Here is a 12553-nt window from a genome sequence, read left to right as displayed (position 1 = left end):
AAAATCCAAATTATTTTAAATGAAAATCAGCTTTATTCAGAACTCATTTTTTTGGTTATTTTTAATAATATTACCAGTAAATGTATTTTCACAATCAACAGATTATACCATCGAAGAGGTAAAGTTTAACAGTCAAGGTGTCACTCTTGCGGGTTCAATATTAAGACCCGAAAAACTATTTGCAGCAGTTGTAATTGTTCATGGTTCAGACCCCGTGAAAAGAGAAATGGAGTTCGCAAAACGATTAGCGAAAGAAGGCATCGCTGTATTAACGTATGACAAACGTGGAGTAGGAGAATCAGGAGGCGTATATGTTGGTCCAACTGTTGGTACTAATAATATAGACTTTGCCAACCTTAATTTATTATCTAGCGACGCAAACGAAGCGGTGAAAACTTTACGAACTTATTTGAAAGACAAGAAAACACAAATTGGATTAGTTGGTTTCAGTCAAGCAGGATGGATAATTCCAATTGCTGCAAGTAAAAATCCTCAAATTCAATTTATGGTTTTATTTAGTTGCCCTACAATTACAACTTTAGAGCAACTTCGATTTCAATTTTATACAAATGGAAATGATAAATTTTGGGACAACCATACAGATGCAGATGCTCGTGAACATACAAAAAATGACCCCGATAAATATCAATTTGTGGCAACTGACCCAAAAGTTTCTTTGAATGCCATTTCAATTCCTGGACTTTGGCTCTTTGGAGAGAAGGATATACAAATCCCTGTAAAATTGTGTATAGAGCAATTAAATACTTTTAAAGCTCAAGGCAAACCTTTTGAATATACCTTGTTTCCAGCTTTAGGACATAATACTTCCTCTCTTGATATTACAACACCTTTTGACGTTTCAATACAATGGATAAAACATAAAACAATGGAGAATAGAAATCATAAAAAATAAGAAAAAAGCCACTAGCTTAACTTATCTATTGTACAATTTCTAAATTTTTATTAATCATAAAGATTGTTTCGATTATTATTTGGAAATTTATAAACTAATTTTAGATGAGTTTTTTAAAGAGTAATAGTTTTTTTTCATAAATTGTGGCTTAGGGCATTGATAAGATTTCATACTTCAGTCATATAGTCGATATGCTTTAGCTATACAGAAACATAATGAAATAAATAAGATGTGTTTAAAGAATAAATTCTGAAAAATGTTTGTTTTTAAAATTTTACAAAATTGTTTATTAATGAAAACTATACAACTACAATAAATATTATTCAGAAGGTTTTAATTCGATAGGGTTTTTAAATAGGTTTATTTTTTCTTTTTCTGCCTTATTATAAGACTCTTTTGCTTCTTTTGAATTTACATTTTTCCCATTATATACATAGCTATAAGAAGCACCAGGTTCATTTAAATTTTGAAAAATATTGGATGGATCATTTTGGTATTTCTCCCAAAAAGCGTTCCACTGTTTTGACGTTAAATTTATGATAGAAGAATTTCTGTTTCTTTTTGAAATATCGCTTTTATCTTTGGTTAATCCCTTAATTTCAAAAATGAAATTTTCATCAGAATCGGTAATTTTTAGAATTAATCCAGGAAGTCCAAAGAATTTGTATGGACCATCATTTATGGGAATTTCATTTGTAAACCAAGCAACCCACTTTCTTCCTCCAAACAATGTTTCAGCTTTCTGTACATTATATTCAAAAATTTTATTTTTATCTTCAAAAATCTTCCATTTTGGTTGAGATTCAAATTTTGTTACGTAAACTTTATCAAAAATTTCATTTTCGCTCCTTACTATTTGATTTTGTAAATCTTTTTTTATTAAAGATTGAAATTTCCAAATTTCCTTTGGACCAGGTAAATTTCTAAAACCTTTATTCCGCATATCCGTTTTTAATGAATCATATTTAAATTTTGAAAGTGCTTCAAAATATGAGTCTTTTCCATTATTTAGTAATGTAGTTAATTCATAATTATAATTACTATCATGGGGTTCAGTCTTCCATTTAAACTCGTAAATGATTTTGTAATCTTGAGCTAAAGCAATACAATTAAAAGCGATTGCCATAATTAAAAATAATTTTTTCATATTACTATTTTTATAACTATTTTTATAGTGAAACAATATTAGCTAATTTTTTTGAATTACAACTAATTATGTAGTGATAAATTACAAATTAAATTTTTTTACAGATTATATAAATTTCATGTTCTAAAATAGTTATGTAAGTTACTATATTGATTAAAGGAATCTGTTTTTTGTATTAAAGCAATATATCGAGATTTGGCTACTCTGCTAAAGTTGAGTTTTTAATTTAATTATATTGATAAATAATTGTAATTTGAAACTTTTCTTTCTCGTACAGATAGATTTCAAAGAGTATATCTCCTACATAGGTTTTTGTATATTTGTGCGATGTAAGATGTAATTGTATTTATAAAATGCTGCGATAAAGTTATAATAGAGATATTTGTTCAATTTTTTTAAAAATTGAACTTTTTGTATGAGTAAATTAAATCTTTGCTAAATTTTATCTGACTTAGATAATTTTGACATGATTTAGTAAAAATCAATAATATTTATCTTTTTTTCTAAAATGTATTTTTTTTATAAAAATTAAGAAATGGTAATTTTTTCTTTTGTTTAAATTTAACTATGGATAGGTACAGTTTTCTATATCTTGTTTCTTCTATTGGGATTTTTTTGGTACTTTTTCTTGCTTTGTTTTTACTCATTGTAAAAACAAAGTACCGAATATCTAATTTTCTTCTTGCTTTTTTTCTTATCACAAATGCAGTAGATGCTTGCAAATTTTTGATGCGAGAATTCCCGGTTAATTTCATTAACCTTGAGGCTTTTCGTTGGAGTATAAATTATCTGGTTCCAGCATCTTTTTATCTCTATGTATTGTCTATTTGTTTCTCCAAATTTCGACTAAAACAGAAATATTTATTACATATCATTCCTTTTATTGCTTTCAATTTGTATATGGCGTATGGGATTTATTTTGAAGATAGGGCTTCAAAAGTAGGTTTCATCAATGGGTTGAGCGAATCACCTATCATGCAGTTTTTTCATATTCTTTTTGAAGTTCTATTTCAAGTTTACTTTATTGCGTCATTTTTGGTTATAAGAAAATCTAAAACGATCTATCTCGAGAACTATACAAATCCAAATATCTCTATATTAAATGCACTTTACAAAATAACAATTCTATATTATGTCTTACATTTTTTAGTATTAATAAGATGGTTGGTTACTTTTATTTTTGGTTTCGGAGAACTTAGACAGTGGATTGTAACTTTGGATGGGTTTGCTTTTTTCTTTTGTACTTGTTGGTACCTATTTGTAGCGTTAAATAATCCTGAATTTTTCAGAGGAGTTAACTCTCAATTAAAACCGATTATCGATATTGTTTCTAAATCAAAATCTTCTCCAGTAATTGATGACGAAAAAAATAAACAGATAGAATCTTTAAAAGATTTTATGATTAAGAACGAACCCTATTTGGATTCTTTTTTAACAATTCAGGATTTGGCAGAGCAAGTGAAAATGCCAGTTAAAGAGTTATCGGCTTTAATTAATCTGTATATGGATAAACATTTTTTTGATTTCATTAATGAATATCGAATCGAAAAAGCCAAGAAAATTTTGAAAGATCCCACGCAAAAAGAGCTTACAATTTTAGAGATTCTGTATCAGGTGGGATTCAATTCCAAATCGTCGTTCAGTACTTCATTCAAAAAATACACAGGCAAAACGCCTACTGAATTTAGAAAAAGTGCATTCTAAAGATTGATTTTATTGAAAAATACGTTCGACTTTTTTTAGTCGGTCGTGTATTCAAGCATTCTGGCGCATCTTTGCATCAAATTATAAAATCAAAATCCATTATGAGAAATTTTCTGTTCGTATTTTTTGTGCTCATATCTGTTCTCTCTTTTAGCCAAAAAAAAGAAAATCCCAAAATCGAAGCAAAACAAAAAATAGATAGTTATCTAAAGCAGGCTATCGAAACAAATCAAATTCCAGGATTAGCAGTTGGAGTTGTAAAAGACGGCAAAATTATCTTTGAAGCCTATTACGGAAAAGAGAATTTGGAAGGAAATAATCCGGTCAATCAAAACTCACTTTTCAGAATCTATTCTACTTCGAAATTAATTTCTACTGTTGGTGTTTTTCAGCTTGTAGAAAAAGGGAAACTATCATTAGACGACAAAATTTCAAAATATCTGGATAACCTTCCAAAAGAGTGGCAACAAGTAAAAATTAAAAACCTTCTGACACATTCTTCTGGATTACCAGACATCATTAGATTTAATGACATTTCGGTGAATACCACTGATAGAGAAAAAATAGAAAGATTGTCTAAAGAAAAAATAGTGTTTGAAGCTGGAAATCAATTTAGTTATAATCAAACAAATTATTGTCTGTTAACAATGATTATTGAAAAAATATCAGGAGAAACATTTGAAGATTATATTTTCAATAATCAATTTCCGGATGCAAACGGAAAGATATTATTTTCATCAAACTCTGCAGAAAACATTCCAAATAGAGTACAGCGAAATGTATATGATTTAAAAAATAAACGCTATGAAAATACATTGTCTGTAAATGACGGATTCAGAGCGCATTCTGGCAATGGAGTTGCTATCACATTACAAGCTTTTCTGGATTGGAGCATTCGCCTTGATAATAATGCTTTTATAAATCCGGAAACCAAAAAATCAATGTGGGAACCTTTTAATTTTACTAATAAAAAAAAGCTTTTTGGTTACGGCTGGGATATTATTAAGTTGGATAATCACAATTCTTTTGGCTTCTCCGGCGGAAATGTAAGTGCTTATAGAAATTTCCCGGATAGTAAAATGTCAATAATTGTTTTATCAAATGGATATAAATTCCTTCCAGTTCAAGATCAAATAATCAATCATGTTGCTGGTTTGGTCGACAAAAATTTTATCGATGAACATTCACTTTCTGATGAATTCATTCTTTCTGAATTTCTAAAAACTGATAATCAAAATGCAGAAAAGAAATATAACGCAATAAAAAAGAAAAATCCACAATGGAATTTTGAAAACACCTTAAATTTAATTGGTTATATTTTACTGAAAAGTGACCGATTGAATGATGCAATAAAAGTTTTTGAACTCAACTTAAAAGAAAATCCAAATTCAGCAAATGCTTATGATAGCTTAGGCGAAGGATATTTTATCACTGGAAAATATGACATCTCAAAGAAACATTATTTAAAATCTTTGGAATTAAATCCTAATAATGATAACGCCAAAGAAATGCTTTCGAAAATTGAAAAACAAACAACCAATTAGTATTCTGAAAAATGAAAAAGATAAATTTACTAATCATCCTATTTCTATCACTGAATATTTTTGCACAAAAAATTGTATTCAATTCAAATCAAGAAAAAGCCAATCAAATAGGTGTTTTGATGACAAAATCTTATGAAAGAGGATTATTCAATGGAAACGTTTTGGTGGTAAAAAAAGGTAAAATCATCTATCAAAAATCTTTTGGTTTTACTGATGAAACGAAACAAACGCCTTTAAACAAGAAATCGATATTCAATATTGGTTCTATTGCAAAAGAATTTAATGCAGTTTCCATCATGATTTTGGTTGAAAGTGGTCTTCTTAATCTTGATGATTCTATTTCTAAATTTAATTTTGGGTTACCGAAATGGGAAGAAAAAGTGACTATTCGACATTTGATTAATTATGCTAGTGGAATTCCTAGAATAGAATCAGGATTAAATGCAGTTACTGATGCAGATGCTTGGAAAATTTTGAAAAGTAATGATAGTCTACTTTTTGAACCTGGAACAGGTTACAAATATGATAATGGCAATGTATTTTTACAAAGAAGGATCATTGAAAAGGTAAGCGGAATGTCATTTGAAGAATTTGTCATTAAAAATATCATTAAACCTTTGAAAATGACTAATTCAGTTTTTGATCCAAAATTGGGTTATAAAAGTCGAACATCTTGTTATGATATGGACAAAGTGAGATGTCCGGAAATGAACTTTATTAGTGGATGGCTTTGGTTAGATATTAATGATTTATATAAATGGATTGACGCGATGAATCATAATCGTTTAATATCCAAAGAATCCTTTCAAACGCTGTTGAATAATCCTTACGCCAAAGATGAAGGTGGTTCACTAGGCAGATACTTTGAAAAAGATGACCTACAAAGACACAATGGAGTTTCTTATAAGTTTGAATCTATTTTTTTAAACGATTTTAGAAATGATATCACAATAATTTTAGTATCTAATAACCTCAATAAAGTTTGGGATTTAGGACATATTATTCAGAACCTAATGTTAGGAAAAGAGTACGAAATTCCTAAAAAATCTATCTATCAAGCGATAAGAAAAAACGCTCTCAATGACGTCAATAAGGCAATTGCGAATTACTTTTTGCTTAAAAAAAGTTATATAAATGAATATAGTTTTGAGAATCCTGGAGAACTTAATAAATTAGGCTACGAATTATTAAGACTAGGAAAAATAAATGAATCTATAGCCATATTTATGTTGGCTACAAGAGAGTTTCCTAAAGAGTCAAATCTCTTTGATAGTTTAGGTGAAGCCTATTTTACAAATAGGCAATATGATTTGGCATTAGAAAGTTATAAAAAAGCAATCAGTTTTGGCGGAACCAATGGGAATGCCGAGAAAATGATAGAAAAAATTGAGAAAATAATTGGTGAAAAATAATTTAATTTTATATGTGGTACATTTAGTTTAAAATATTTTCTAAAAAAAATAGAATTATTCAGGTGTGCTTATAAAAAATATTGTTTCGCAATGATTGTAGTTGTAAAGACCTGAACAAATTATAATACTTCAATCTTCATACAGAATTTAAGAGGGTAATAATTGTATTTAATCATTTTTAATACTATAAATTCTATTTCCTTCATGTTTCTATCCCAAAATATGTTTTTCTATCCCAGAAACCATCTGTTTATAAGTAGATTGTTTAAATTTGAGATATTATTAAGAATTTTATGAAATTGTTGTATAATTTTTTTGTTTTCCTATTAGTAGGGCAAAATATTTTCTTAGCCCAAGATGTTTCTATCAATAAGGAGATAAAAAAAATTGATAGCTTGATTACTTTAAAAGAATTTGATATCGCTAAAAAAAAGGTCAACAATTTTTACAAACTTATCGGAGAAGAATGTCATCGCTACCAATGCCTTGAACAAAAACTCATGGTACGTTATCTACAAGGTGAGATAGAAAATAGACTCTATAATCAAAATAAGGCTTTGCAAATCTTTTTAGAAGTGATGAAAGAGGCAGAAGAAAACAATTTTTATAAAATTGCTTGTCGTGCGAAAATTAGTGTTGCCGTGAACTATGAAAAAGCAAATAATCTTGACTTAGCTTACAAATATCTGGAAGAAGCTCGAAAGATGTGTCAAAAATATCATTTTTTTGATCAATATAGTAGATTATATGTTAGATACGCACAAATGCACCGTTATTTTGGGTATGAAAAAAAATCTGAGCCATCTGAAGAAAGAAAACGTCTTGAAAAACTAGGCTTGCATGCAAGCATAGATTCGTCTTTTTATTATGTCAGAAAGGCAATAGAATTTTCTAAAAAATATAACAATGAAATTGATGCTAATGATGCCTATGTTGTATTGGGGCACTTATATTCGAAAATTGGAAAAGACAAATTATCAGAGTCTTCTGCCTGCTATTTAAAAACTATACCATATTGGAAAAAGACCAATAATTTTGAAACGATTGCTATTATGTATAATAATGTGGCATCAAATTACATAAAAGCGGAACAATATAAACAAGCTTTGAGGTATGGTGATTCGGCTTTGGCTTATTATAAAAATATGTTTGTTTATCACAAATATCGAGTAAGCAAGCTTAGAGCTAGAATCTACAAAGAACTGGGAGTAATGGATTCTGCATACCATTATTTGGAATTAGCTTATGAAGATAGAGAAAAATCACATCATGAAGCAGAATTATCAACCACCAAAAATCTTGAAGAAAAATATCAAAACGAGAAAAAAGAAACGATCATTAAAAGTAAAAATCAACAGATACTATTCATTGCTATTTTGCTTACGGTGATTACCATTGCAACTGTATTAATCTTCCGAAGAAACCGAAAAATCAATTCCCAAAACAAAATCATCAGCAAACAACTTGGAGAGCTCACAAAAATACTGGAACAAAAACAAGTTCTACTTTCCGAATTGCAACACAGGGTCAAGAACAACCTGCAACACGTTATTAGCATTTTGGAGATCCAAAAAGAATCGGTGGACTTTAATAATATTGATGAATTAATTAGAGGAAATCAAAATAGAATCCACTCAATGGCGCTTCTTCATAAAAAACTAAATCTGTCTGATAATGCCAACGAAGTAGGATTGAAAAGATATGTTACAGAGCTTTCTGAACTGGTGAAAGAATCCTATGATAATGAAAAAAAGACAATTAGTGTGAATATTAATTGTGAGATAGAAACCCTCTCTTTAGAAAAAGCATTGCCAATTGGTTTAATTATTGTAGAATTGGTAAGCAACAGTATGAAGCACGCTTTCAAAAAAAGAAATATAGGAATCATCAATATCGAAATTACCCGAAACGAAAACACAAAAACAAATCAATTGTACTATGCCGACAACGGCGAAGGCTTTGATTTTAATAAAACTAACGAAAAAGGGTTGGGTCTGGAAATTACAAAAGGACTGATTGACCAATTGGACGGAACTATAGAAACCAAAACAGAAAATGGCTTCGAACTAACCATTTATTTCAACTAAAAAACTATGACCAAGAAAACTATATTATTGGTAGAAGATGATTTTCTTAACAGAAGGCTTTCAAAAAAAATCTTGATGGAAAATGACTATAACGTTTTCGAAGCCAAAAACACAAAAGAAGCTTTGGAAATATTAAAAAAAGGATCTATCACATTTGCAATTTTAGACATTAATCTAGGTGAAAATGAACAAGATGGAATATCACTTGGTAAAGAAATCAAAAACAAGTTTTTTATTCCCTTCATCTATTTAACTGCGTACGAAAATCCTGAAATTATAGGGAAAGCTATTTCAACTTCGCCATATTCTTACCTTACAAAACCTTTTAAAAACAGTGATTTGATTGCCGCAATAGAAATCGCAATCCGACAATCTGCTCATTTTCCAAAACAGAAACCTTTCATCCATGTAAAAGACGGTGATTATAATGTAAAACTGGAACAGGAAAAAATCAATTATATAGAATCTGATGGTAATTATCTGCTTTTCTATACGGATGAAAAAATCTATAAAATACGTTCTACTATCAAAAATATCCTAAATGAACTTTCTGAATCAGAGTTTGTGCAAACACACAGAGCGTATGTTGTGAATAAAAATAAAATAGAAAAATTCAACAACAAAATTCTTATGATTGGAAATACAAGTATTCCTATCTCAGAAAATTACTTGGAAAAGGTAAAACAGTTATTCTAATTCATCTAATAAAACACTCATATCTAAGCGTTTCAATTTCTATATTGGAACGTTTTATTTTTTAATTATTTTCAGTAATAATCAATCATAATTTACTTTCTATCCCAAAAATCGTCATTCTATCCCAGAAATTTTAAAACCCTAAAATCAGTTTCCATATTTGTGATACAAAAAACGTAGGAGGCCGAAAATGCGACTTCAGAGTAGGCAAGAAAATCAATAATTATGAAAAAAATTATTTTAGCACTTTCAATAGCTTTATTATCTACTAATTTTATATCTGCTCAAAATTCAGATTATATTGGTAAATTGAAGTGTGTAAATGCAAATCCAGAAGTTGGAAAAGTTAACTTTATAGACATCAAAAAAGGCGGGAAAGGCTTACTTAATCTTGAAGTAAATTGGGGAGGAAAAACAGGTGGAGCAACCTTTGCTCCTGCAAACTTAAAAATTACAAATGGTACTTTACAATCGGGGAAGCTCGTTGGTCAAATAGGCGCTAATAATCCTAAACAAACTTGGGTTATCAAGGTAACGGATGTTAGTAAACCTGTTCGATTTGCTTGGCAAACAGCAGGTACAACTGCATTATGCGGAAATGGTTGGGCGCAAATCGCAACAAGGGATTTTCAATAATAAATGTTTGCTTTTACAAGCCATTGATCGCTTTAATATCAAATCACAAACTCTTAGATAGATAAAACGGTTTTATAATCTATTTTCACAACAAAAACAAAGCGTTCTGATATTGAAATCAGAACGTTTTATTTTTTAAATATTTTCACTAACAATCAATTACTATTTATTTTTTTATCCCAAAAATCGCCATTCTATCCCAGAAATTTCAAAACCTAAAAATCAGTTTTCATATTTGTGATACATTAACGCAGTAAGCCGAAAATGCGAACCTAGAGTAGGCGAAAAAATCTATGATTATGATAAAAATCTATTTCAGAAAAACAAAAACAGCATTAGCTACTTTAATACTATTACCATTTTTCTCATTTGCACAGATAGATCTGTTGCAAACGACAAATAACGCGATAGTCCCAAATTTAGTTTTCGCCTGTTCAACTGGCGGTACAACGGGTTATACTGAGGCAAGCTCTTATGCCCGTTTGTATAATCTTAGAGCGTTAGGTTATAGCAGTTTCCAAGTGACCAAGGTAAGTTTTGTTGTTCAACGATTTATACAGGGATTAGCTAACTATCCTGTTAACGTAGAAGTTTATTCCAGTACCGGTGGGGCAGTCACCAATAATCTTACTTTAGAAGGTACGGCTACAGTTAATATAACACCTGCTATGGAAGGAACAGTGGTAGAAGTTCCACTTGCTACTCCGGTATCTGTTTCATCGCCCGAAATGCTCATCGCAGTGTCTGTTCCCAATGGTGTACCAACGTCAACAGGATTTTACATTGGTGGTAACTCAAACGGGCAAACAACTCCGGCTTACTTAAAAACAGGAGCTATGTGTGGTATAAATGATTATACAAGCTTTTCGGCTTTGGGTGGTTCCAATATGCATGTTGTTTTATTCCCTACGGGAACCGCAACAACATTGGGTATTACAGATTTAGATTCTTCCAATAAAACAATTTCACTTTATCCAAATCCTGCAAAATCTATTGTTAATTTCTCTGAAGAAGTTTCCAATATTAGAATTACAGACATCTCTGGAAGAACTGTAAAACAAATCCCAGTTCCTACAAAATCAGTAAATGTTGAAAATTTGAAAAATGGTGTTTACTTCATTACTGCAACCACAAAAACAGGTAATAAAATAAACAAGAAACTAATCAAAGAATAAGAACTTGTGACAAGGGTAGGTGCTCTTTAAAACTTCAAGAAAATAAAACTTCAAAATTTCATTATATTTTATGGGCAGACATAATTTGTCTGCCTTTAAAATATAAACAATCTTCGTGGTATATAAACCAGTTGTTGTAATTAGCGATATCAATGGATGCGCCATTACTCGTTCTAATGAAGCCAAAGCTTTAGGTATTGTTTATTATAACTAGAATCTCATGGTATAACTTCCAATTTTTAAAATAATCAAAAAATTACCCTCACTTAAGTTTGGTTTGTTTAGTGAAAATCATTTGCTTTTTGTATTTTTGATTGAAAATAAGCAAATAAATTTGAAAAGTTTCCAAATCTACATTTAAGATAGTAGATTGATTAAAACTTTTATCACACGAAAATAGAAAAATATGTCAATTACAAATGAATCAGAATTATTAGGTATGAAAAAAGCGAGTAACGCTGTTGCATATACCTTGAAAGAAATGATAAATTATGCTCAACCTGGGATGAGTACCAAAGAGATTGACGAGTACGGAGCGAAAATTTTATCAGATTTTGGAGCGAAATCTGCACCACATTTAACCTATGGATTTCCAGGGTGGAGTTGTATAAGCGTTGACAACGAATTTTGTCATGGAATTCCTTCTGAAAAAAGAATTCTAAAAGAAGGTGATTTAATCAATATTGATGTATCGGCAGAACTTGACGGATTTTGGGCTGATAACGGAGCTTCATTTGTTTTAGGAAAAGACTTAAATCAACATCAAAAACTAGTTGATGCATCAAAAGAGATTTTACAAAAAGCAATCAATAATATCAAAGGAGGTGTAAAAATTTCAGACATTGGCTACATAATGGAAACCGAAGCTAAAAAAAGAGGTTTCAAAGTTGTAAAAAATCTTGGAGGACACGGAATTGGAAGAAGTTTACACGAACAACCTGATGAAATTATGAATTATAAAAACCGATTTGACCAAAGGCGTTTTAAGAAAAATTCTGTAGTCGCGATTGAAACTTTTATATCAACGATTTCAACCTATGCAACAGAACTTAATGACGGCTGGACGATGGTTGGTAACAAAGGTGGTTTTATGGCTCAACATGAACATACAATTGTAGTAACTGATGGAAAACCGTTAATTCTAACTGAATCAAACGGAATTTGGAACTGAAAAATACCAAAGTGTCTAAATTAGTTTGAAGATGTATAAGCTTTATTAGGATACTTGGTAATGACACT

10 protein-coding genes are annotated in these 12553 nt (G+C 29.9%); 9 read left to right on the top strand and 1 reads right to left on the bottom strand.

What is annotated here, in order from left to right; all coding sequences use genetic code 11:
- Positions 1-19: 19 nt before the first annotated feature.
- Positions 20-913 (top strand): alpha/beta hydrolase family protein, encoded by an 894-nt coding sequence (locus QM746_RS11800; RefSeq protein ID WP_414984409.1) that lies wholly within the window; start codon positions 20-22, stop codon positions 911-913.
- Between the two features lie 319 nt (positions 914-1232).
- Here the strand turns inward: QM746_RS11800 and QM746_RS11795 are convergent, their stop codons facing one another.
- Positions 1233-2060 carry a GLPGLI family protein gene (locus QM746_RS11795; protein ID WP_414984408.1) on the bottom strand — a complete coding sequence of 276 codons (828 nt, stop codon included), beginning with the start codon at positions 2058-2060 and terminating at the stop codon, positions 1233-1235.
- 900 nt (positions 2061-2960) lie between these two features.
- Between QM746_RS11795 and QM746_RS11790 the strand changes: the two genes are divergently transcribed.
- The 8 genes from QM746_RS11790 to map all read left to right on the top strand — a co-directional run bounded on the left by QM746_RS11790 (position 2961) and on the right by map (position 12485).
- Complete coding sequence (locus QM746_RS11790; protein WP_414984407.1) at positions 2961-3764, top strand: helix-turn-helix domain-containing protein; 804 nt, start codon at positions 2961-2963, stop codon at positions 3762-3764.
- Between the two features lie 101 nt (positions 3765-3865).
- Positions 3866-5308, top strand: coding sequence for a serine hydrolase (locus QM746_RS11785; protein WP_414984406.1), 1443 nt, complete (start codon positions 3866-3868; stop codon positions 5306-5308).
- An 11-nt stretch (positions 5309-5319) separates the two neighbouring features.
- The gene (locus tag QM746_RS11780; protein ID WP_414984405.1) at positions 5320-6720 is read left to right on the top strand and encodes a serine hydrolase; all 1401 of its coding nucleotides are present in this window, start codon (positions 5320-5322) and stop codon (positions 6718-6720) included.
- Between the two features lie 293 nt (positions 6721-7013).
- Positions 7014-8807 (top strand): sensor histidine kinase, encoded by a 1794-nt coding sequence (locus tag QM746_RS11775; RefSeq protein WP_414984404.1) that lies wholly within the window; start codon positions 7014-7016, stop codon positions 8805-8807.
- Between the two features lie 6 nt (positions 8808-8813).
- The gene (locus tag QM746_RS11770) at positions 8814-9503 is read left to right on the top strand and encodes a LytR/AlgR family response regulator transcription factor (RefSeq protein WP_414984403.1); all 690 of its coding nucleotides are present in this window, start codon (positions 8814-8816) and stop codon (positions 9501-9503) included.
- A gap of 225 nt (positions 9504-9728) precedes the next feature.
- Positions 9729-10139: a hypothetical protein gene (locus tag QM746_RS11765; RefSeq protein WP_414984402.1), complete on the top strand. Its 411-nt coding sequence runs from the start codon at positions 9729-9731 to the stop codon at positions 10137-10139.
- A 482-nt stretch (positions 10140-10621) separates the two neighbouring features.
- A complete protein-coding gene (locus QM746_RS11760) occupies positions 10622-11314 on the top strand; it encodes a T9SS type A sorting domain-containing protein (protein ID WP_414984401.1) in 693 nt (230 codons plus the stop codon).
- Positions 11315-11720: 406 nt separating this feature from the next.
- Positions 11721-12485, top strand: coding sequence for a type I methionyl aminopeptidase (gene map, locus QM746_RS11755; protein ID WP_414984400.1), 765 nt, complete (start codon positions 11721-11723; stop codon positions 12483-12485).
- Positions 12486-12553 lie beyond the last annotated feature (68 nt).

Source organism: Cloacibacterium sp. (genome assembly GCF_047601505.1).
Lineage (GTDB): Bacteria > Bacteroidota > Bacteroidia > Flavobacteriales > Weeksellaceae > Cloacibacterium.
This window is presented reverse-complemented; position numbering and strand designations above follow the sequence as displayed.

Bases quoted from the DNA above. Each gene is read 5' to 3' on its own strand.
- QM746_RS11765 (WP_414984402.1), top strand. From the start codon at position 9,729: ATGAAAAAAATTATTTTAGCACTTTCAATAGCTTTATTATCTACTAAT.
- QM746_RS11770 (WP_414984403.1), top strand. From the start codon at position 8,814: ATGACCAAGAAAACTATATTATTGGTAGAAGATGATTTTCTTAACAGA.
- QM746_RS11800 (WP_414984409.1), top strand. From the start codon at position 20: ATGAAAATCAGCTTTATTCAGAACTCATTTTTTTGGTTATTTTTAATA.
- QM746_RS11795 (WP_414984408.1), bottom strand. From the start codon at position 2,060: ATGAAAAAATTATTTTTAATTATGGCAATCGCTTTTAATTGTATTGCT.
- QM746_RS11790 (WP_414984407.1), top strand. From the start codon at position 2,961: ATGGCGTATGGGATTTATTTTGAAGATAGGGCTTCAAAAGTAGGTTTC.
- QM746_RS11785 (WP_414984406.1), top strand. From the start codon at position 3,866: ATGAGAAATTTTCTGTTCGTATTTTTTGTGCTCATATCTGTTCTCTCT.
- QM746_RS11775 (WP_414984404.1), top strand. From the start codon at position 7,014: ATGAAATTGTTGTATAATTTTTTTGTTTTCCTATTAGTAGGGCAAAAT.
- map (WP_414984400.1), top strand. From the start codon at position 11,721: ATGTCAATTACAAATGAATCAGAATTATTAGGTATGAAAAAAGCGAGT.
- QM746_RS11780 (WP_414984405.1), top strand. From the start codon at position 5,320: ATGAAAAAGATAAATTTACTAATCATCCTATTTCTATCACTGAATATT.